The 22390-nt window shown below is 36.8% G+C and carries 22 protein-coding genes; 15 read left to right on the top strand and 7 right to left on the bottom strand.

Annotated elements, in window-relative coordinates; genetic code table 11:
- Positions 1 to 3 precede the first annotated feature (3 nt).
- The 3 genes from LB454_RS03455 to rsfS form a co-directional block, all read right to left on the bottom strand.
- The gene (locus tag LB454_RS03455) at positions 4 to 609 is read right to left on the bottom strand and encodes an LUD domain-containing protein (RefSeq protein ID WP_224463167.1); all 606 of its coding nucleotides are present in this window, start codon (positions 607 to 609) and stop codon (positions 4 to 6) included.
- Positions 610 to 724: 115 nt separating this feature from the next.
- Positions 725 to 2788 carry an ATP-dependent zinc metalloprotease FtsH gene (gene ftsH / locus LB454_RS03450; RefSeq protein WP_224463166.1) on the bottom strand — a complete coding sequence of 688 codons (2064 nt, stop codon included), beginning with the start codon at positions 2786 to 2788 and terminating at the stop codon, positions 725 to 727.
- A gap of 17 nt (positions 2789 to 2805) precedes the next feature.
- Positions 2806 to 3177, bottom strand: coding sequence for a ribosome silencing factor (gene rsfS / locus LB454_RS03445; RefSeq protein ID WP_224463164.1), 372 nt, complete (start codon positions 3175 to 3177; stop codon positions 2806 to 2808).
- Positions 3178 to 3265: 88 nt separating this feature from the next.
- Between rsfS and LB454_RS03440 the strand changes: the two genes are divergently transcribed.
- A complete protein-coding gene (locus LB454_RS03440) occupies positions 3266 to 3997 on the top strand; it encodes a biotin--[acetyl-CoA-carboxylase] ligase (RefSeq protein WP_224463161.1) in 732 nt (243 codons plus the stop codon).
- A 42-nt stretch (positions 3998 to 4039) separates the two neighbouring features.
- Here LB454_RS03440 and LB454_RS03435 read toward each other — a convergent pair whose 3' ends face one another.
- Positions 4040 to 5140, bottom strand: coding sequence for an acyloxyacyl hydrolase (locus LB454_RS03435; RefSeq protein ID WP_224463159.1), 1101 nt, complete (start codon positions 5138 to 5140; stop codon positions 4040 to 4042).
- Between the two features lie 235 nt (positions 5141 to 5375).
- Here LB454_RS03435 and rpsU point away from each other — a divergent pair, with 235 nt between their 5' ends.
- Positions 5376 to 5570, top strand: a complete 195-nt coding sequence (gene rpsU / locus LB454_RS03430) for a 30S ribosomal protein S21 (RefSeq protein WP_003436964.1) — start codon at positions 5376 to 5378, stop codon at positions 5568 to 5570.
- A 57-nt stretch (positions 5571 to 5627) separates the two neighbouring features.
- Here the strand turns inward: rpsU and LB454_RS03425 are convergent, their stop codons facing one another.
- Positions 5628 to 6425: a DUF2797 domain-containing protein gene (locus LB454_RS03425; protein WP_224463157.1), complete on the bottom strand. Its 798-nt coding sequence runs from the start codon at positions 6423 to 6425 to the stop codon at positions 5628 to 5630.
- 70 nt (positions 6426 to 6495) lie between these two features.
- Between LB454_RS03425 and LB454_RS03420 the strand changes: the two genes are divergently transcribed.
- From LB454_RS03420 to LB454_RS03405, 4 genes are all read left to right on the top strand, one after another.
- Positions 6496 to 8013 carry a GH3 auxin-responsive promoter family protein gene (locus LB454_RS03420; protein ID WP_224463155.1) on the top strand — a complete coding sequence of 506 codons (1518 nt, stop codon included), beginning with the start codon at positions 6496 to 6498 and terminating at the stop codon, positions 8011 to 8013.
- A gap of 31 nt (positions 8014 to 8044) precedes the next feature.
- Entirely contained in the window at positions 8045 to 8251 is a 207-nt protein-coding gene (locus LB454_RS03415; RefSeq protein WP_224463153.1) for a hypothetical protein, read from the top strand.
- On the top strand, positions 8241 to 8786 hold the full coding sequence (locus tag LB454_RS03410; protein WP_224463151.1) for a Smr/MutS family protein: 546 nt from the start codon (positions 8241 to 8243) through the stop codon (positions 8784 to 8786). The genes LB454_RS03415 and LB454_RS03410 overlap by 11 nt, the downstream gene beginning before the upstream one ends.
- An 81-nt stretch (positions 8787 to 8867) precedes the next feature.
- The gene (locus LB454_RS03405; RefSeq protein ID WP_224463149.1) at positions 8868 to 9800 is read left to right on the top strand and encodes a peptidylprolyl isomerase; all 933 of its coding nucleotides are present in this window, start codon (positions 8868 to 8870) and stop codon (positions 9798 to 9800) included.
- Positions 9801 to 9916: 116 nt separating this feature from the next.
- Here the strand turns inward: LB454_RS03405 and LB454_RS03400 are convergent, their stop codons facing one another.
- Positions 9917 to 11356, bottom strand: coding sequence for an L-serine ammonia-lyase (locus LB454_RS03400; protein WP_224463147.1), 1440 nt, complete (start codon positions 11354 to 11356; stop codon positions 9917 to 9919).
- Between the two features lie 550 nt (positions 11357 to 11906).
- Between LB454_RS03400 and dnaK the strand changes: the two genes are divergently transcribed.
- Positions 11907 to 13820 (top strand): molecular chaperone DnaK, encoded by a 1914-nt coding sequence (gene dnaK, locus LB454_RS03395; protein ID WP_323670349.1) that lies wholly within the window; start codon positions 11907 to 11909, stop codon positions 13818 to 13820.
- A gap of 277 nt (positions 13821 to 14097) precedes the next feature.
- Here the strand turns inward: dnaK and LB454_RS03390 are convergent, their stop codons facing one another.
- A complete protein-coding gene (locus LB454_RS03390; RefSeq protein ID WP_224463143.1) occupies positions 14098 to 15327 on the bottom strand; it encodes an Nramp family divalent metal transporter in 1230 nt (409 codons plus the stop codon).
- 140 nt (positions 15328 to 15467) lie between these two features.
- On the opposite strand from LB454_RS03390, the gene pyrR reads away from it, so the two are divergent.
- From pyrR to LB454_RS03350, 8 genes are read left to right on the top strand one after another with little or no spacing between them, the layout of a single operon-like run.
- Entirely contained in the window at positions 15468 to 16007 is a 540-nt protein-coding gene (gene pyrR, locus LB454_RS03385) for a bifunctional pyr operon transcriptional regulator/uracil phosphoribosyltransferase PyrR (RefSeq protein WP_224463140.1), read from the top strand.
- A 9-nt stretch (positions 16008 to 16016) separates the two neighbouring features.
- A complete protein-coding gene (locus LB454_RS03380) occupies positions 16017 to 16955 on the top strand; it encodes an aspartate carbamoyltransferase catalytic subunit (protein ID WP_224463138.1) in 939 nt (312 codons plus the stop codon).
- Positions 16945 to 17277, top strand: a complete 333-nt coding sequence (locus LB454_RS03375; protein WP_224463135.1) for a ribonuclease Z — start codon at positions 16945 to 16947, stop codon at positions 17275 to 17277. Before LB454_RS03380 ends, LB454_RS03375 begins: the two co-directional genes overlap by 11 nt.
- Before the next feature lie 4 nt (positions 17278 to 17281).
- The gene (locus LB454_RS03370) at positions 17282 to 18190 is read left to right on the top strand and encodes a ribonuclease Z (RefSeq protein ID WP_224463865.1); all 909 of its coding nucleotides are present in this window, start codon (positions 17282 to 17284) and stop codon (positions 18188 to 18190) included.
- Between the two features lie 57 nt (positions 18191 to 18247).
- The gene (gene pdxH / locus LB454_RS03365) at positions 18248 to 18898 is read left to right on the top strand and encodes a pyridoxamine 5'-phosphate oxidase (RefSeq protein ID WP_224463132.1); all 651 of its coding nucleotides are present in this window, start codon (positions 18248 to 18250) and stop codon (positions 18896 to 18898) included.
- A 1-nt stretch (position 18899) separates the two neighbouring features.
- Positions 18900 to 19385 (top strand): SixA phosphatase family protein, encoded by a 486-nt coding sequence (locus LB454_RS03360; protein WP_224463129.1) that lies wholly within the window; start codon positions 18900 to 18902, stop codon positions 19383 to 19385.
- Positions 19385 to 21454 carry a polyphosphate kinase 1 gene (ppk1, locus tag LB454_RS03355; protein ID WP_224463127.1) on the top strand — a complete coding sequence of 690 codons (2070 nt, stop codon included), beginning with the start codon at positions 19385 to 19387 and terminating at the stop codon, positions 21452 to 21454. The genes LB454_RS03360 and ppk1 overlap by 1 nt, the downstream gene beginning before the upstream one ends.
- 6 nt (positions 21455 to 21460) lie before the next feature.
- Positions 21461 to 22354: a Ppx/GppA phosphatase family protein gene (locus LB454_RS03350; protein WP_224463124.1), complete on the top strand. Its 894-nt coding sequence runs from the start codon at positions 21461 to 21463 to the stop codon at positions 22352 to 22354.
- The last annotated feature ends 36 nt before the right edge of the window (positions 22355 to 22390 follow it).

The following is a 22390-nucleotide window of genomic DNA, read 5'->3' as shown; positions in this document are numbered from 1 at the left end:
TTGCTATAAATCTTCTAATAGGAGCAAATATAAATTTTTTGGGGTACTTCCATAGCTCATGAAATCAGAATCTTTATTTTCTTCAAAAGTTTTGATGGTTGTGATATTTGTTGGAAGATTTCTATCCTGACGTCTATTGATTTGTTGCAAACCTTCACCTATAGTTTTGATGAGCTGACTTGTTTTAGCAATTATTATGAAGTTAAAAGGTAAGTCAGCTAGTTTTTTATCACCCATTTGGCATGAACTCACAAGTATAGCGCCGGTGTTCGATATCAAAAATTCACAATCTGATATAAATAAACACGCATCCAAATTTTTATTAAAATGCAATTTAGTATGGTTGAAACTTTCACAAATGCTTGGTTTGCTACAATAAGCATCGCAATCTGACCAATTGTTTTCTTTTAAAATTTCAGAGAAATTAAGTCTTAGCTCGTTCTCGTTCTCACAATATAAAAACTTTCCGCCATTTTTCTTGAAATTGATCATGAACTCCTCGTCTATAGGTACCTCTGGCTTAGGCATAAATTTGCCAAGCTCATTACCGTACTCGTCGGTTTCTTGGTGATCAGTTTCAATGCCTAACAGGCGTTTTATAAAGTTCATAAAAATTGCATGAATTTTATCCAAATATACATTAGTTTCAAATATAAAAAAAACCCGAGGTTGATTAAATCAAAATCAGGTTTTTAAAATTTAATTAATACATAAGGACTCTATTTTAAGAATCACTTTCTACTTTATCATCTTTTTTACTATCCTCCTTATTTTTAGGTTCTTCATTGGTAGGAGTAGATTCTTTTTCAGCTTTTTTTGATTTGTCGTATTTAGACTTTATCATTTCTGGCTTTTTAAAAGGACGCTCTCCAAAGACTTCAACTAAATTGTCTTTAAAAATTACTTCTTTTTCCAAAAGTAATTCTGCTAATTGTGTCAATTTATCTTTGTGTTCCTCGAGGATAGAAATAGCTCTTTGGTATTGTTCTTCAATGATTTTAGAAATTTCTTCATCAATTAGTTCCGAAGTTTTATCACTATAAGGTTTTGTAAAATTGTATTCAGATTGACCTGAGGAATCATAATAAGTAAGGTTTCCTATCTTCTCGTTCAATCCATATATTGTAACAATAGCTTTAGCTTGTTTTGTTACTTTTTCTAAATCGCTTAAAGCTCCAGTTGAGATTTTACCGAAGATAACTTTCTCTGCGGCACGCCCACCCATAGTAGCACACATCTCATCAAGAATTTGCTCTGTTCTTACAATTTGCCTTTCTTCTGGCAAGTACCATGCAGCTCCAAGGGATTGTCCACGAGGCACAATAGTAACTTTTACAAGTGGGGCAGCATATTCCAGCATCCAACTCACTGTAGCATGTCCTGCTTCGTGAAAGGCTATCGCCTTTTTCTCCTCTACAGACATGATTTTATTTTTCTTTTCCAAGCCACCAACTATTCTGTCTACAGCGTCTAGAAAGTCTTGTTTACCAACAGCTTTGCTATTATTTCTGGCAGCTATCAGTGCAGCTTCGTTACATAAATTAGCTATATCTGCTCCAGAAAAACCTGGGGTTTGCTTAGCTAAAAATTCAGTATCTAGCTCATCAGCAACTTTTTTAAGCGGTTTTAAATGAACTTCAAAAATTTCTTCACGTTCTCTTACATCTGGTAAGTCTACATAAATTTGTCTGTCAAATCGACCTGCTCTCATTAATGCCTTGTCAAGAACATCTGCACGGTTGGTTGCAGCTATTACAATGACATTGGTATTGGTTCCAAAACCATCCATTTCTGTGAGGAGTTGATTTAAGGTGTTTTCACGTTCATCGTTAGAGCCAGACATATTGCCTTTACCTCTAGATCTTCCTATGGCATCAATTTCATCTATGAAGATAATGGAAGGTGATTTTTCTTTAGCTTGCTTAAATAGGTCTCTTACACGAGAAGCTCCTACACCCACAAACATTTCAACAAAATCAGATCCTGATAAAGAGAAAAACGGTACTCCAGCTTCGCCTGCAACAGCTTTGGCCAGCAAAGTTTTACCAGTTCCCGGAGGTCCTACCAGTAAGGCACCTTTAGGAATCTTACCTCCTAAATCTGTGTATTTTGAAGGATGCTTCAAGAAGTCTACAATTTCCTGTACTTCATCTTTAGCACCTTCCAGACCCGCAACATCTTTAAAAGAAGTTTTGATGTCTTTTTTCTCGTCAAATAACTTCGCTTTAGATTTTCCAATATTGAATAATTGTCCGCCCGGGCCACCGCCACCGCCTTTACTCATTCTTCTCATAATGAATATCCAGATACCAACAATCAAAATGATAGGAAGTAAACCAATCAATATTTCACTGAAATAATTGGATCTGGTTTCGTAGTAAACACTGGTGTTGAGATTTTGCTCTTCTTTGACTTTTTCTATAGTATTTTCAAAATTCTGCAAATCACCAAATTCGAAAGAATAGTCTGGACTGCCAGAAGATGCAAAGACCTGATCTTTGTCAGCGCCTTTATGTTCTGGTTTGGCCTTAGCTTCAGTAGTTAAAAAAATTTCTGCTACTCTAGAATTTTTAATGATATTGACCTTATCTACGTCACCATTACGAAGAAATTTTTCAAATTGTGCTGGACTTGTCTTTTCGGGATCACTAAAGCCACTTCCACCAAATAACTGGACACCAAGGAAAATTACAATGATTCCAATATATATCCAATAGGAATTGAATTTAGGCTTTTTAGGATCTTTATTTACATTTTTTTTCTGCTTCTGCGTTGCTTTGTTAGCCATTATCTCTTTCTCTTAATTTAATAATTTGACTCAATAGATGTTATCTTGGCATCTCCCCACAAACTCTCTATGTCGTAATATTCGCGAATATGTTTCTGGAAAATATGTACAACAACATCTACATAATCCATAAGAACCCACTCCGAATTTTCAAGCCCTTCTACATGCCAAGGCTTATCTTGTAGGGCTTTACTCACCACTTTTCTTACTGAACTTTCTATAGCGTCTACTTGAGTATTTGAGTTCCCTGAGCATACAATGAAGTAGTCACACACTGTATTTTCAATTTCACGTAAATCTATAATCTCAATTTGATTTCCTTTTACATCTTCTATACCTTGAATTATATGCGTAATCAATTGGTCTATTTGCTCTTTTTTTGTACTCATTAAAATTTTAAATTTTAACGCAAAAATAGGTTTTTAATCCCTTTTTTTGCGCCAGTTAACAAAAGATTATTCGATATCTAACCCATTTATGAAAGTAGTCAAAGTTGATGCCACAAGTTCCACCAACAGCTTCTTAAAAGAGTATGTAAAGTCTCGTTCTGAAAAAAAAAGTTACTGTGTTGTGGCTTACCATCAGATAGAAGGCAGAGGACAACGAGGAACAGTATGGAAGACTGAAGCTGGGAAAAACCTTACTTTTAGTGTGTATTTGCCCGGTTTAAAGGCTATTCATAAAGATACTTTTAAACTTAGTGCCCTGGTTGCTCTGGCCTTAAAAAAAGTCTTAACCACTTATGACACCCCAAAGCTTTCCATCAAATGGCCAAACGACATCCTGTCACGTCATTTCAAAATAGGAGGGATTCTTATTGAAAATCTGATTACACAAAATCGCGAAGGAGCTAGCGTTGTTGGAATTGGACTTAATGTGAATCAGGTTTCTTTTCCTGATCTTCCCAAAGCTTCTTCTATGAGACTTATGACCGATACTTTTTATGATCTTAGCTCTATATTAGATGATATTTTATTTGAATTTGAAAAAATACCTACATTATTTAATACGCTAAATTATAATCAGGTCATCTCAGATTATTATGCTTCACTTTTTAAATACAATAAAGTTACTATGCTGCAATTTCCTGATGGAAGCTTGGCTCAGGGTCTTATAAGAGGAGTTGATAACAACGGAAAATTGATTGTTGAATTTGAAGAAGATAGGCTGGAATCATTTGATATCAAGGAAATACAAATTAAATATTGAAAATTGATTCAGCTTTATTGAAACTCAACAATAAATACTTTTCTAGAACGTGTAACCTATTCTCAAGTCAAAAAAATCTGCTACATGCCGATGGGCTTTCAAATTGAAACCACCGTAAATTTGTTTTGAAAAATTGTAAGAAAGTCCGTAACGTTGATAAACATCATCATTTATTCTGTAGTCATTGAAGTAGTAGACCCCTATCTGTTGACTGAAAGTTACTTTTCCAAGCCAAAATTCATGGCCAACTAAAGCCGCAGCCTGCACAAAATTGTTGTTCTGTTCATTAAGGCGAATTTGCTCTCTTCTTGAATAATCAAAAATTAATTCCGTTCCGGCGGAGATAGCACTTCGTTTTCCAATCCATTTGCTGTATTGTCCAGCAACTCCAAATACATAAAACTTATCGCGGTCTCCCACAGTTGCATTACTCCATCCAGAAAAATGTGTCAATGAAATTCTAGATAACTTATCTGGAGGTTTTCTGTTTTCAACTTTTTGAAAATCTGGAAAAACAATGGGTTCTAGGCTTTTATTGATTCTGAAACTAAGAGACGGAAAATTAATTCCCTTATTTGGAGCTTTAATTCCTCCATTGGAAGTATGGTTATATTTTGCGAGAAGTCCAATATTCCACTCATCTGTTAAGCGATAATTGATGCCAGCTCCTACCGTTATGGCAAAACTCAAATCCGTGCTGTAAGATAAGTTTTGAGGATTTTGTTCCACATCAAATGGATTGGAAAGGTAGGCTCCTCCTAAGCCTGCTCTGAAAAATAGATTAATACTTTTATGTGTTCTGAAATAAGGTTCTACAAAGCCCATAGCAAGCAAGCCGTCCCCGAGGATATCCGGATTATCCCAACTCCAGTAAGCCATCTCAACACCAACTCGAGGCAAGCAGTTGCAAAATTCCCATGCTTTTCTGGTAAGTAGCATCTTGCTCAATTCCAGACCAATCCCAACTGGAAATGCATCATCCAGTTCTCTTAAGTTTTCAGAATGTTTTAGAATGTAAGCATAGTCAAAACTCATACCTACAAGTGTTGATGTCTGGTCAATTTCCGTGTCTTGCATTTGTGACCAAAGTATCGGATTGAAGTTTGTAAAGGATAATAAGGCTACGCACAATAGCTTTTTCATTTAATTGAATAATTTTATATCCTGGTTCAATTTTCAATATTTAATAATCAACCAGTTTCTTCAATTTCCTAATTGATATTAACTGATGAAAAATTGAAATTCTAAATGTTCTAACTTTTTAAAATTAATTAAAAATAAAATCTATAAAAAAATAAAGTTGTTGGTTTATTTATAATTGAATTATCTATATTTGCAATTCGAAAATTTTAAGCAACTGTAAATAATTAATCATTATATGTTAGTAGTTAAAGTAAAAGATGGTGAAAAGATTGAAAGAGCTCTTAAGCGTTTAAAACGTAAGTTTAGAGACACTAAAGTTCTTCAAACCCTTCGTGACAAAAAGCAATTCACGAAAAAATCTGTTGAAAAAAGACAAAATCTTAAGAAAGCTCAGTACATTCAGTCTTTGAGAGAGAAGGATAACATGTAATAGCTTTTCTAGATATTATATTAACCCTGTGATAGCAATATCACAGGGTATTTTTGTTTACGCTAATATTTCAAAATCTACCACATAGCCTTCGCTATTTCTTATGTTGAAAACTATATCATTTTCAAAAATAAGGTATTGCCCTTTTATGCCTTTCAGCTTTCCTTTGAAGGTGTTGTTCTTTTCTAGATTAAGGCTTTTTAATTTTTTTGGATAATCTATCACAGGAAAATTAATGTTGAATTCCTGACTGTTCGATAAATAGTACTCCTTAGCTTCATCTGGAATAAATTCTTTTAATTTCTCGCGTTCTTCTACTAGATTCTTGTCCTCAATTTCATTTTTTAGCATAGTCCGCCAGTTGGTCTTGTCAGCTACATGTTTTTTTAGAGCCACTTCTGTAATTCCTGCCAAATATCTATTTGGCGTTTCCAAAATAGCAATGGCTTCATGCGCTCCCTGGTCAATCCATCGTGTCGGAATTTGACTTTTGCGGGTCACACCAACTTTTATATTACTGGAATTGGCTAAGTAAACAATATGAGGCTGCAATTGAACTTTCTTTTCATATTCCAAATCCCTGTCTTCTTCATCCAGATGGGCCTTGCTTAACTCTGGATGCATAATCCACTCACCTGCATTGGGAATATCCTGAAAACAATCGTAACAAAATCCCTGTCTAAATATTTTTTTGTTTTTACCACAGTTTAAACATTGGTATTCTACAAAGTAAAACGCTATCTCTTTGTCTAAAAGTTGATTAAGATGAACTACATCATCATCAAATTCCAGAAAATAATCTACCTCTTCATTATTATCAGTTTTCATTTTTCTTAAGACTCCTCTATATTGCATTTTTTATTATGTTTGATGTATTCTTGATTACATTTTTTATTGAGAATTCAGACTTAAACTTTGCTCATCTATGCCAATACCAATTGTAAATTCTATTGCTTCCTGGATTCTGAAGAAACGTATTCACCACATGGAATTGTTCAAAAAGCATCCTAATGAAGTTCAAAACGAATTACTTTTAGATTTAATTTATAAAGCCCAAAATACGGAAATTGGCCAGACCTATGGCTTCAACGAGATAAAAAATTACGATATCTTCAAAGAAAGAGTTCCTGTCCAAACTTATGAAGACCTTGAATCTACCTTCGAAAGGTGCAGACAAGGAGAAGGAAATATCATTTGGCCAACACCTATTACCATGTTTGCTAAATCCAGCGGAACCACTGGTGCAAAAAGTAAATTCATTCCAGTGAGTCAGGAATCATTGGAGGATTGTCATTATGCTGCTAGTAAAGATTTACTTTGTATGTATTTGAATAATAATCCAGATTCCAAATTGTTTACAGGTAAAAGCCTTAGACTGGGAGGTAGCAAGGAAATCTATCAAGATAAAGGGACATCTTACGGAGATTTATCTGCTCTACTCATTTACAATATGCCGTTTTGGGCGAGCTATAGCAGCACTCCTGGGAATGAAGTTTCGCTTATGAACGACTGGGAAACCAAGATGCAAGCTATCGTAGATGAGACAATTAAGGAGCGGGTCACAAGTTTGGCAGGAGTTCCCTCATGGATGCTTGTGCTTTTAAATGATGTCTTAAAGACTACAGGGAAATCTTCCATTAATGAAATATGGCCAGACCTGGAAGTCTACTTCCATGGAGGCGTAAGCTTTGAGCCTTATAAGAATCAATATGAGCATATCATTACTAGTTCTAGAATGCGTTATTACGAAATTTATAACGCTTCAGAAGGTTTTTTTGCTGCTCAAGATCAAAATGACTCCAAGGATTTACTATTGATGCTCGATTATGGTATTTTCTTTGAATTTATACCTATGGCTACTTATGGAACACCTCAAGAAAGAGTGATCAGGCTTTGCGATGTTGAAATAGGTGAAAATTATGCGATTGTTATAACGACCAATTCCGGTTTGTGGCGATATAAAATAGGAGATACCGTAAGATTTACTTCCTTAAATCCTCATAGAATTAGGGTGACAGGAAGAACCAAACACCACATCAACGCCTTTGGTGAAGAACTTATCATTGAAAATGCTGAAGCAGCTATCAAGAAAACAGCTTGCGAACTCAATTGTGAAGTGATGGAGTATACAGCGGCTCCCGTTTTTATGGATGGGAATAAAAAAGGAGCGCATGAATGGATTTTAGAATTTAAAACTCCACCAGAAAGCCTATCCGATTTCCAACTTCTTCTGGATAAAAACTTACAAGAAATCAACAGTGATTATGAGGCTAAGCGCTTTAATAATATGACACTAGATATATTAAAAATACATCAAGCTAAGCCAAAACTTTTTCAAAATTGGTTAAAACAGCATAACAAACTTGGAGGGCAGCATAAGATACCTAGGTTATCGAATAATCGAGAACACTTGGAAGAATTGTTAGCGCTAAACCGAAATTGACCCTATCTTTGCCAGTTCAAAACGCTTTTGAATGATCAATACCAAAAAACAAATCATATTCACGGCCTTCATTATCATAGGAGCTATCATGCTTATTTTTGACCTTACAGGTATGAACGATAGTGTCTATCTTAAGATTGGTGGACTACTTATTCTTATGATTGGCCTTTATAATTCTACCAAGCAGTGGGCAAAAGACAACCCAAAAGACGATAATACTACAGAAGATGAAAAATAAAAACTTTCAAGTTGGTGACAAAGTTGAACTTATCGATGATAATGTGTCTGGAATTGTCACTAAAGTTGAAAGTGATGAAGTCAGTTTTGAAACTTCTGATGGTTTTGAAATGAAAGTGCCATTTTCGCTTGTCGTAAAGACTGGTGGTCAACTCGACATCGATCTTCAGGACGATAACTTGCTTCAAAAACTAAAGTCTGATTTGAATCCAAAGCGAAAAGGACCTTCGCAAAAACCAATGCGACAGCAACCTGCTATGGAAGTTGATCTGCACATCCACAATTTGGTTGATAAAACGTCGCATTTATCCAATTTTGAAATGCTCAACACTCAACTGGAGCATAGCCGAAGAAAAATTGAATTTGCCATAGAAAAACGAATTAAGCGCGTCGTTTTTATTCACGGCGTAGGCCAGGGTGTTTTGAAAGCTGAATTACACACTCTCTTTAGACGGTATGATCAAATTGAATTTTACGATGCGGATTATCAAAAATACGGTCTTGGCGCTACCGAAATTTACATCTACGATCAGTAATTCCTACCTTTTCTTTTTTTAAACTGAATTTGACTCGACGTAAATTAGATTTAATCTTAAATTTGCATAAAAATTAAATTCATGGACAACGGATTATACGCACATTTCAATACGGCTAAAGGTAAAATCACTGTAAAATTGACTCACGATAAAACCCCAGGAACAGTTGGGAATTTTGTTGGCTTAGCTGAAGGAAAAATTGAAAATTCAGCAAAAGATTTAGGAAAACCTTATTACGATGGTTTAGTCTTTCACCGAGTGATCGACAACTTCATGGTGCAAGGAGGTGATCCTAAAGGAAACGGGACTGGAGGTCCTGGATATCAATTTGAAGATGAAATTCATCCGGACTTGAAGCACAATCGATCTGGTGTTTTATCTATGGCCAATGCTGGTCCTGGTACTAACGGCAGTCAGTTTTTTATCACCCATGAACCAACCCCATGGTTGGATGGAAAACATACTGTTTTTGGCTATGTAGTGGAAGGTCAGGATGTTGTAGATAGTATCGAAATGAAAGATAGTTTGGATTCAGTTGAAATCGAACGTGTTGGTGAAGAAGCTCAAGCCTTTGATGCAGTAAAAAGTTTTGAAAAATTCAATGCTTCCAAAGCCGAAAGAGAAGCTCAACAAAAAGCGGAAGCGGCTAAAAAACTGGATGAAGTTTCCAAAGGGTTTAAAGCAACAGAAAGTGGTTTGCGTTACCAAATCATCAATGAAGGTTCTGGGGCCAAGCCAACTAAAGGACAGAATGTGAGCGTTCACTACAAAGGGAGCTTGGTGGATGGAACTGTGTTTGACTCTTCTTACAAAAGAAAACAGCCTATCGAATTTCCAGTTGGCGCAGGCCATGTGATCGAAGGCTGGGATGAAGGACTTTTGCTGCTGAATCAAGGTACCAAAGCACAATTTGTAATTCCTCCACACTTAGCCTACGGTGATAGAGAAGTGGGTGGAGTGATTCCAGCTAATTCTATTTTGGTATTCGATTTGGAGTTGGTAGATATAAAGTAGGACTTCATATGTTTAGAATCTAAGATAAGTTAGATTCAATTTGAAAACAATAATCCTCACAGGTTTTCAAAACCTGTGAGGATTATTGTTTTTTATAGACTTGTTGCAATTATGTGTTAACAGTCACTCATATTCACTTTAATCGCAAGGCCTCCTTCAGAAGTTTCTTTGTATTTGGACGTCATGTCCTGAGCGGTATCCCACATAGTGGCGATGACTTTGTCAAGAGGAACCTTGGCTTTGGTCGCGTCGGATTCCATGGCAATTTCTGCAGCGTTGATGGCTTTGATGGCTCCCATGGCATTTCGCTCTATGCATGGTATTTGGACCAATCCAGCAATAGGATCGCAGGTCATGCCCAGGTGATGTTCCATGGCAATTTCACTTGCCATCAACACTTGTTCTGGCGTACCTCCCATGAGTTCGGTCAGAGCGCCTGCAGCCATAGCTGAAGAAACCCCGATTTCTGCCTGACAACCACCCATAGCAGCAGAAATGGTTGCTCCTTTTTTGAATAAACTGCCTATTTCACCAGCAACCAGCATAAACCGCTTCAGATCTTCAAATGTTGCATTGTGATTTTCGATCACCATATAATACATCATTACCGCGGGTAACGTGCCCGAACTTCCATTGGTAGGAGCTGTGACTACACGGCCTAATGAAGCATTGACTTCATTTACAGAAATAGCAAAACAGCTCACCCATTGCAGAATTTGTCGGAATTTAACCTCCTTGGTTCTAATGGTTTCCAGCCATTCTTGTGGATTAGCATAAGTTTCAAATCTATGTTCAAGCAGGTTTTTATTCATTTTGGCTGCTCTCCTGTTGACATTGAGGCCTCCAGGAAGCGTACCTTCAGTATGGCATCCAATATACATGGACTCCAGCATGACTTCCCAGATTTTCTCAAGTCCAGAATGGATTTCGAGTTCATTCCTAAGAGATTTTTCATTTTCTAAAACAATTTCAGAAATGATTTTTTGTTCGTTTTTACAATGCTCAATCAGTTCTAAGGCTGAATTGATTTGAAACGGAAAGCTTTTGAAATCTTCCTGTTTTTGTTTGGCGTTCTCTCGATCTTCTTTCACAACGAACCCACCACCTATGGAGTAAAAAGTCGATTCTACAGACTTTCCATTGTTCAAGAAACCAACGTAAGTGATGCCGTTGGGGTGAAATTCTTTAAAATCTTTTTTAAACACAACGTCTTTGTGAAAATCGAAATCAATAAAACGGGAATTATCAAAATTGAGTCGACCTTCGTTCTTGACCCGGTCAATTTCTGTATCGATATGTGAGATGTCCATAGTCACTGGATCGTGACCGCAGAGTCCCAAAATAGCTGCAATATCTGTAGCATGACCTTTGCCCGTCAATGATAAAGAGCCGTAAAGGTGAATTTCAATTCGTTTTACTTCATCCAAAAGCTTATCTTCTCTCAGTTCTTCAATCCAGCGCTGAGATGCGCGCCATGGTCCGAGGGTATGAGAACTTGACGGTCCTACTCCGATCTTCAACATATCAAAAACACTGATGCATTCAATTTTCTTCATTCGTTTTAAGCTTTGTTTATGGATTTACAAATATTCAAGTTTTTTTCGAGACTAAATTCATAATCTTTCAAAATACTTGGATAGCGGTTAGTTAATTATATTCTATGCGTTGTGTTCGACTAGCCAATGAGACAGCTTCGCTTTTAGAATGTAGAAAGCAGAGAGCAGAGAAAAAAGAGAATAGAACATAGAGAAAAGAGCAGAAAGAAAATGCTCAACGGAAAATACTAAACAAAAATAACAATGATCTGAATTGATCAATTTATCGCAAAGTCTTCAGTTGGGCCTTTCCATTTCAGGCGGATATTGAAAATGAACTAAAAGGTTTAGGCTTATTTGTTCGGCACTCTTGAGCTTTCGAAACCCAAAATCAGAAGAAACAATTGACAAGAACATAAATATAGCCTTTCAGCTTTTGAATTGATTAAAACAAAGTGCAACAAGCATAAATGGTTAAGTCATATTATGTGACAGTCTGTCATATGCATTTTGATGGCACAAAGATTGACTTTTGTGTTACGAATACAATAATAAGAACGCAAAATCAACAATTATGAGTAAGATTATAGGTATAGATTTAGGTACAACCAACTCTTGTGTCTCCGTAATGGAAGGTAATGAGCCAACGGTTATACCTAATGCCGAAGGAAAAAGAACTACACCATCTGTTATTGCCTTTGTAGAAGGTGGTGAAATAAAAGTAGGTGATCCTGCAAAACGTCAGGCAGTAACCAACCCAGAAAAAACTATTTCCTCTATCAAAAGATTTATGGGGAATAAATATTCTGAGTCAACAAAAGAAGTAGATAGAGTGCCTTACAAAGTGGTGAAGGGTGAAAACGATACGGCTAGAGTTGACATCGATGGAAGAATGTACACGCCTCAGGAACTTTCTGCTATGATTCTTCAGAAAATGAAGAAAACTGCTGAAGACTACTTAGGTCAGGAAGTCACTGAAGCTGTGATTACAGTTCCAGCTTACTTTAACGACTCTCAAAGACAAGCGACTAAAGAAGCTGGTGAAATCGCAGGCTTGAAAGTAAGTAGAATTATCAATGAGCCTACTGCAGCTGCTTTAGCTTATGGTTTAGATAAAAAAGATAAAGATCAAAAAATTGCAGTATTCGATTTTGGTGGTGGTACACATGATGTATCTATCTTAGAATTAGGTGATGGTGTATTTGAAGTATTAGCAACTGATGGTGATACTCACCTTGGTGGTGATGATGTGGATGAAGTGATTATCGACTGGTTAGCTGAAGAATTCATTAAAGATGAAGATATCGATCTTAGAAAAGATGCCATGGCACTTCAAAGATTGAAAGAAGCTGCTGAAAAAGCAAAAATTGAATTATCGTCTTCAAATTCAACTGAAATCAACTTGCCTTATGTTACTGCAACGCAAAGCGGACCTAAGCACTTGGTAAGAACATTTTCAAGGTCAAAATTTGAGCAACTGATTTCAAGTCTTGTCAAAAGAACAATCACTCCATGTGAAAAAGCATTGAAAGCTGCAGGATTGAGCACTAGCGATATCGACGAAGTTATTTTGGTTGGTGGATCTACTCGTATTCCAGCTGTACAAAAAGCCGTGGAAGATTTCTTCGGAAAGAAACCAAGTAAAGGTGTGAACCCTGATGAAGTTGTTGCGATTGGTGCAGGAATTCAAGGTGGTGTATTAACTGGTGATGTAAAAGATGTTTTGTTACTTGATGTGACTCCACTTTCTCTTGGTATTGAAACCATGGGCGGTGTCATGACCAAATTAATTGAGTCGAATACTACGATTCCTTCTAAAAAGTCTCAGGTATTCTCAACCGCTCAAGACAATCAGCCAAGTGTGGAGATTCATGTCTTACAAGGTGAGCGTCCAATGGCACAAGACAACAAAACTATTGGTAGATTCCACTTAGACGGTATTCCACCAGCAAAACGAGGTGTTCCTCAAATTGAAGTGACCTTTGATATTGATGCCAATGGTATCATCAAAGTAAGCGCCACTGACAAAGCAACTGGTAAGTCTCAAGACATCAGAATTGAAGCATCTTCTGGATTAACTGAGGAGGAAATCAAGAAAATGAAGCAAGAAGCTGAAGCAAATGCAGAAGCTGATAAAAAGGCTAAGGAAAAAGTAGATAAGCTCAATGAAGCGGATGCTATGATTTTCCAAACTGAAAGTCAGATGAAAGAATTTGGAGATAAAATCTCTGATGACAAGAAGAAGCCTATCGAAGATGCTTTAGAAGAATTGAAAGCGGCTTACGAAACCAAAGAGCTTGAAAAAATAACTCCAGCTTTAGACAAATTGAACGAAGCTTGGAAAACAGTTTCAGAAGAAATGTATAAAGCACAAGCCGAAGCTCAAGGAGGTGGAGGTGCACAACAGCCTGGTCCAGACGCTGAAGGTAACAGCGGAAAGGATGATGGTGACGTCGAAGACGTAGACTTCGAAGAAGTCAAGTAGCCTGTGCTGAGCGAAGTCGAAGTATAGACTTCGAAGAAGTCAAGTAAGCTTTTAAATAAGTTTAACTATCAAAAAGCTGTTCACGAAAGTGAGCAGCTTTTTTTTTGCTTATCGGAAACTGAATACTGAAAATAGAACACATAACACATAACACAGTACAAAGAACATCGAATGTAGAATGTTGAATACTGAATATAGAAGTTATTTTTTAATTTCGACTCACGACTCACGACTCACGACTCACGACTCACGACTCACGACTCCCGACTCCCGTTATTTAATTAATGATTTCATAAACTAAATACCCCAGGCCAAAACAAATCAAAAAGAACAAGCAAATTTTGGAAAACACTAGATAAGCTGGACTCAAGTGGATGGGATTGGATTTTAAAGTCATTAACTTCAGATTGAACCAGCCTAAAATAGGGGAGGCCAAAAAGGATAAACCAGCAGCAAAGTCAACTAAGACGGTGAATGAACTCTTCAGAAAAAACAGGATGCCAAGTGCAACTGCAGGAATGAGAATTAAAAATAAATGGTAGGTAGGTGTTTCTTTTTTGCTGATGCTTGTGTTTTGCAGCAATTTGGACATCACTCTAGGAAAAGCATCAGTAACCGTTAAGGTGGTGCTGAACATGGTCACAAAAGCGATAAATGCAATTAAAACCCGACTCCATTCGCCTAAAGTTTGAGTGTACATTTCAATCAGTTGTTTTGAAAAAGCTACACTGCCAGAAGCAAAACTTATGTTGCTGCCATTCATAAGAAAGAGTCCCATTGCAAAAAATAGAATACCCAGCAAGGTGGCAGAGAGGTACCCCAAGTTAAAATCAAAATAGGAGTGTTTGGAACTGGGTTGTTGAAGAGATTGTTTGGTTTTTTCCTGCGTCCAGATGGAGTGCCAAACCGATGCATCAATAGGAATGGGCATCCATCCCATTAAGGCGATGATGAATCCAATACCGCCAAGCGTCCATAATTCAGTGGATTTGTTGAAGCTTATCGCTGTAAAATCTGTTTGAAATGCCGCAATAATAACTGAAAAAAGCGTCGAAACAGTCAAAAGGCTGATCACAATTTTCATCAAGAGGTCAAGCTTTTTATACTTTCCAATGCGCAAAATCAGAACACAAAAAATCAATAAAACCAGACTCCAGGTAAAATTTGACCATCCAAATCCAAATAAATATTCGGCTAAACCAGCAGAAACTATAGTGACAGCCGCCTGGATGATAAACATAGTAGAAATGGTAATCAATCCAAAAACTATGACGTACCACTGCCCTAAACTCCTATACCCGTCGATTAAATTCTTTCCGGTTGCGGCAGCGTACCTCGACCCAAATTCCATAAAGGGGTACTTGGTGAGGCAAGCTATCAAAATTGCAAAAATTAATACCACACCATAATCTGCACCAGCTCTTGTAGCCTGAACTAAATGCGAAACGCCAATAGCAGCGCCAGCTAGCAGAAATCCAGGACCGACGTGTTTGAGTAAACTTTTCAAAAGCGATGTTTTGTAACACAATCTTATCACAATTTTTTTAAAACCCCCAAGTTTTTTTAAAACTAAACACACAAAGTGAAACTACTCTCTGCCATTAAAGCTTATTTTAATTACTTTTGTGAACCAAACGATTACGACCGATGAGCCAAAAATTGCTTCTTAGCGCGAAAGAAATCAATATTATTCTTCAACGTTTAGCTTGTCAACTGGTTGAAAACCACAAAAACTTCGAGAATTCTGCAATTATAGGTATTCAGCCGCGAGGCAGTTTTCTAGCCAATAGACTTCATGACATTTTAAAAACTGATTATGGATTGACCTCACTGGCATATGGCAAGCTCGACATTACGTTTTATCGGGATGATTTCAGACGTGGCGATAAAGTCTTGAAGGCTAATGAAACTGATATCAATTTTATTGTTGAAAATAAGCATGTTGTTTTAGTGGATGATGTTTTATTTACGGGGAGAAGTATTCGATCTGCCCTAACTGCATTGCAATCCTTTGGCAGGCCTTCCAAAATCGAATTATTGACATTAATCGATAGGCGATTCAGCAGGCATTTACCCATACAGCCAGATTATAATGGCAGAAAAGTAGACGCCATCAACAATGAACACGTGAAAGTTTGTTGGAAAGAAAATGACGGAGAAGACGCTATTTATTTATTGAAAAACTAGTAACAACCTATGAAAGAACTTAGTGTTTCAAACTTATTAGGGATCAAATACCTCACTCCAGAAGATTTACATCTCATTTTTGAAACTGCAGATCAGTTTAAAGAAGTTATCAACAGACCTATCAAAAAAGTCCCAAGTTTAAGGGATATAACCATTGCTAATCTTTTTTTTGAAAACAGTACGCGTACACGTTTGTCTTTTGAACTGGCAGAAAAGCGTCTCAGCGCCGATGTCATCAATTTTTCAGCAGCATCATCGTCTGTAACGAAGGGCGAAACTCTTGTTGACACTGTTAACAACATACTAGCCATGAAAGTGGATATGGTGGTGATGCGTCACCCAAATCCCGGCGCAGGAGTTTTTCTTTCTAAACATGTGAAGGCGAGCATCGTGAACGCTGGAGATGGTGCTCATGAGCATCCTACTCAAGCACTTTTGGATGCCTTTTCAATACGTGAAAAGTACGGAGATGTTTCTGGGAAGAAAATAGTTATTGTAGGTGATATTATGCATTCCAGAGTTGCGTTAAGCAACATATTCGCCCTTAAGAAGCTGGGAGCTGAAGTTAAAGTTTGCGGTCCTAATTCGCTTATCCCTAAGCATGTTGAAAGTCTGGGAGTGAAAGTTGAACACAATTTGATTAAAGCTTTAGAATGGTGCGATATTGCAAATATGCTGCGGGTTCAAAATGAAAGAATGGATCATTCTTATTTTCCAAGCACCAGAGAATACGTCCAGCAGTACGGGATTAATAAAACCTTGCTCGATACATTGAGTAAGCCCATCACCATTATGCATCCAGGTCCGATCAACAGAGGAGTTGAAATTACCAGTGATGTTGCAGATTCCGAGCACTCTATTATCTTGAATCAGGTAGAAAATGGAGTAGCTATACGCATGGCTGTGATTTATTTATTGGCCTCCAAAATTAAAAGTTATGAAAACTGAACATAAAGACAATTACATTATCCTACGCGATGAAAAAGAAGATGTGGAGGATTTTGCTAGCTACCTTACCAGGACTCAGGATCAATTCAAAGATCAAAATGTAGTCATTGATATTCAAAAGTATGGAGAACTCACTTTAGATCAACTTTTGAAGTTTTTGAAGCTTTCGTTCACTCACAGAAAAGGAAAAAAGTCTTTAGTGGTTGTGAATGATACTATCAACATCGATGCTGTGCCGGAGGAGATTCACGTGGTGCCTACCTTACAGGAAGCAGAAGATTTAATAGGTCTGGAAGAAATCGAAAGAGATTTGGGCTTTTAGTATGATGCAACTCACCATTTTAGGTTGTCATTCTGCCACCCCTAGAGCAAATGCACATCCCACCGCTCAGGTTCTGGATATGAACGGTGAATTGATATTGATCGATTGTGGGGAGGGAACCCAGGTGCGATTGAGAAAACACAGAGTGAAATTTTCACGCATCAAACATATTTTTATTTCTCACCTTCATGGTGATCATTATTTTGGGTTGATTGGTTTATTATCAACATTTAGTTTACTTAGCAGAACAGCAGAACTTCACATCCATGCCCCACAAGGTCTTGAGGAAATCATTAAACTTCAGCTTAAAATTAGTCACGCTTTCACTTCGTATCCACTAATTTTTCACCAGTTGGATTCCTATAAGCCACAGCTTATTTTAGAAAATGAAAAACTAACTGTGGAGACCATTCCGTTAACCCATAGAGTCTACACCAATGGATTTTTGTTTAAGGCTAAACCAGGTGATCGGAAATTGCTGATTGATAAAGTACAAAATTTAGACATTGACAAGGCATACTACAAAAGCATTGTGAAAGGTAAAGATGTTGAAACTAAAAATGGGACATTGATTAAAAATGAAGAACTGACAGAAGATCCAAAGCCAGCTCCAAGCTATGCCTTCTGTAGCGATACCGTTTTTAAGCCGGAGATTGTGCCGCAAATTTCAGGAACAACTTTACTGTATCACGAATCCACATTTTTGGAAGACCAGGAACATTTGTGTGATAAGACCAAACATTCTACCGCTAAACAAGCCGGAATCATCGCTCAAAAAGCTGGTGTCCATAAGTTGGTTTTAGGTCATTTCTCTGCACGATATAAAGATTTATCTCTTTTTGAAAAAGAGGCCAAAATCGTTTTTGAAAATGTGGAAGTTGCGGAAACCGGTAAGATTTTTAGGTACGAATAGTCTCAATCTTTTATAAATTACATTGCTTCTCAATGTATATTTTTCTAATTTGCTAACATGGAAAATAAACTACATGATTACAGAAAATCTTACGAAAAAGCTAGTCTGATTCGTGAAAATCTCAATGAAAATCCATTTCAGCAATTTAGAGAATGGTTTTATGATGTTGAGAAATCTGGTGGAGTTGATGAGGCCAATGCAATGAGTGTTTCTACTGTTGGAAAAGATGGTTTTCCTAAAAGTCGCATTGTGCTATTAAAATCCTATGATGAAAATGGCTTTGTCTTTTATACCAATTACGAAAGTGAAAAAGGAGAGGCCTTGTTGAATCACCCTAAAACCTGTTTGACATTTTTTTGGCCAAATATAGAGCGTCAGGTGATTATCAAAGGAGTAGCAGAAAAAGTACCTGAACAGGTTTCTGACAATTATTTTTCTTCCAGACCAAAAGGGAGTCAATTAGGAGCCTTGGTTTCCAACCAAAGCAGCGTCATCGAAAACAGAAAAGTACTAGAAGACGAACTGAAGTCTTTGGAAGAAAAGTATGCTGGTAAAGATATTCAAAGGCCAGATAACTGGGGAGGATTTTTAGTTCGCCCTGTATCTATTGAATTTTGGCAAGGTCGCCCAAATAGGCTTCACGATAGATTTTTATTTACGAAAACCGAAAATGATCTGGATTGGAAGATAGAACGCTTAGCCCCTTGATATGAAACGATTGATATTTGTAAGACATGGTAAATCTTCATGGGATAAACCGCTGAGTGATATCGAAAGGCCTCTTAAAGAAAGAGCTTATGATGATGCTGAACATGTGATTTCAGCTTTCAAAGCTCACCTTGACTTTCCTGTTGAGGTGTTTTCAAGTCCTGCTCAAAGAGCGAAGACTACAGCAGAATTATTCAAAACTGAGCTTAAGATTCAAGATCAAAATTTTCATATAGACCCAAGGCTCTATACCTTCAATGCTAAAGAAGTTCTGGATTTTATTCGTGAAATCAATGATGACTATGAAAATGTAATGTTATTTGGCCACAATCCAGCTTACACAGAAATGGTTAACAGACTTGGTAGTTTATCCATTGACAACTTACCAACCACAGGACTTGTAAGCATTCTTTTTGAAATTGAGTCCTGGAAACAAATCAGAAAAGGAGAAACTCAATTATACTTATTTCCCAAACACCTTCGCTAATGCGCAATAATAAATACGATAATAGAGAATTAAGTTGGTTAAAGTTCAATCAGCGGGTGCTGCAGGAAGCTGCAGACCCAAGTGTCCCTTTAATTGAAAGACTTAGATTTTTAGGGATTTTTTCTAATAATCTGGACGAATTCTTTAAAGTACGCTACGCTACAGTAAAGCGAATTGATCTTGCTGGAAAAGCTGGTAAAAAGGTTTTAGGAGGATTCAATGCAAGTCGATTATTAAAAGAAATCACTCAGATTGTGATCAAGAAGCAGGCAGAAAGTCTTGAGATTTTAGCTTCTATTCAGCAACAATTGAAAGAGCACGACATCTTTGTAATCGATGAAAATGAGGTGACTTCAGACCAGGCGAAATTTTTAAAAGAATTTTTCCTTCAGAAAGTGAGTCCAGCCCTGGTCACGATCATGTTAAATGACATAGACAAGGTGCCCAATCTTAAAGATTCCAAAGCATATTTAGCGGTAAAAATGATTCAGTTTGAGAAAGATCGACTTTCTAACCGCTACATTTTGATTGAAATACCATCCAGCGTAGAGCGTTTTGTAGAAATTCCTTCAGAAGATGGAAAAAAATACATTATCCTTCTGGATGATTTGATTCGATTTAATCTCAATGTGATTTTCAACATTTTTGATTATACCAGCATTTCTGCACATATGGTTAAAATCACAAGAGATGCAGAATTGGATCTGGAAGGGGATTTGAGTAAAAGTTACATCGAAAAGCTGATGGACAGTGTAAAGGATAGAATTGAAGGTGATCCGGTAAGATTTGTTTATGACAAAGAAATAGAACAGGATACGCTTGATTTTTTACTTAAGAAAATGCAGATTGATTCTACAGATAGTTTGATTCCCGGCGGTAAATACCACAACCGCAGGGACTATATGAATTTTCCAGACCTTGGGGCTAAGCATCTCCTATACGACAAGATTGAACCTCTTCCAATTCCTGGTTTAGAAATACAGGGGAGCTTGCTGGATCAAATCTCCAAAAAAGATTTTCTTCAGCATGTGCCTTATCAAACCTTCTCTTATACTGTAAAATTTCTTAGAGAAGCAGCTTTGGATCCCAAGGTTAAATCTATAAAGATTACGATTTATCGCTTAGCTGCAGTTTCTCACATAGCAAGTTCTTTGATTAATGCAGCCAAAAATGGCAAGCGTGTAACAGTCTCCATAGAATTACAAGCGCGTTTTGATGAAGCCAATAACATCAAGTATGCTGAAAAGATGGAACGCGAAGGGGTAAAGCTCATTTTTGGGGTTACAGGATTAAAAGTGCATTGCAAAACCTGTATCATAGAGCGACTTGAAAATCAAAAAATAAAATACTACGGTTTTATAAGTACAGGAAATTTCAATGAAAATACAGCTAAAATCTATACAGATTATACCTTATTTACTGCTCATCAAGGTATATTGAAAGATATCAATAAGGTTTTCGATTTCTTTGAAGTGAATTATAAAATCAAAAGGTATAAACACCTTATCGTATCGCCGCATTATACCAGATCAAAATTTTCAGATCTTATTGATCAGGAGATTCTGAATCAAAAAGAAGGCAAAAAGTCCGGCATTTACATAAAGATGAATAGCTTATCCGACTATGGAATGATTGATAAGCTCTATGAAGCAAGTAGGGCCGGAGTTAAAATCAAACTGATTGTTAGAGGAATCAATTGTTTGATACCACAAGTTAAAGGCATGAGCGATAATATTGAATCTATAAGTATTGTGGATAAATTTCTTGAGCATCCCAGACTTTATGTGTTCCAGAACGAAGATCATCCTAAAGTTTTTATTTCATCGGCAGATTGGATGACAAGAAATATCGATCATCGGGTGGAAGTGACCTGTCCTATCTACGACGAACATATTAAACAGGAATTAATAGAAACCTTTGACATTTGCTGGAATGATAATGTGAAAGCGAGAGATTTTTCCTTAACCCAGGAAAATGCATATAGGAAAAAGTCTGGACCAGACTTTAGAAGTCAATTTGAAACCTACACTTACTACAAAGATAAACTTAAGGCAACAGTAAAAAACTAACACTTTATGCTATCTATCAAAAAATATGCTGCCATAGATATTGGCTCAAATGCTGTTCGTCTTCTTATTTCCACAATAACAGAACCAGATCATAAACCTGTAACTTTTAAGAAGACTTCATTAGTGAGAGTACCTATAAGGCTTGGCCAGGATGTATTTACCAAGTCTTATATTTCTGATGAAAATACAGAACGGATGATTGATACCATGAAAGCATTTAGTCTGCTCATGAAATCACACCGGATAGAGGCTTACAGAGCCTGCGCAACTTCTGCCATGAGAGATGCTAAAAATGGTGTAGCTATCGCCGATAAAATTGCAAAGGAGTGCAAAATTGACATTGACATTATAGACGGGTCTGATGAAGCTGCTATGATAGCTGCTACAGATCTGCATACCCTGGTAGATAACAACAAGACTTACTTGTACGTAGACGTAGGTGGCGGAAGTACAGAATTTACTTTATTTTCTGAGGGGAAAACCATTGCATCTAAATCTTTTAAGCTGGGAACGGTAAGAATTTTGAATCATACTATTTCTGAGGAAGAATGGTTGGATGCAGAAAAATGGATAAAAGCAGTGACGAAACCTTATTCTAGAATTGAAATGGTAGGCTCTGGCGGTAACATTAATAACATTTTTAAATCGAGTAATAAGAAAATGGGTAAGCCACTGTCTTACTTTTACTTGAGCTCCTATTATCAATTATTAAACTCTTTGACTTACGAAGAGCGTATTTCTGAATTGAGTCTAAATGAAGATAGAGCAGATGTTATCATTCCCGCCACAAAAATCTATTTATCTGCTATGAAGTGGAGTCGATCCAAATCGGTTCACGTACCCAAAATTGGACTGGTAGATGGAATTATTAAATCCTTATATCAGAATTCTAAATCGTAACTGCTTATTGAAGCTATCTAAAAATCTTTTATAAAT

The organism is Psychroflexus montanilacus (assembly GCF_020164535.1).
GTDB lineage: Bacteria > Bacteroidota > Bacteroidia > Flavobacteriales > Flavobacteriaceae > Psychroflexus > Psychroflexus montanilacus.
The sequence above is the reverse complement of the archived record's forward strand: the minus strand, read 5'-3'. Positions and strand labels throughout refer to the sequence as shown.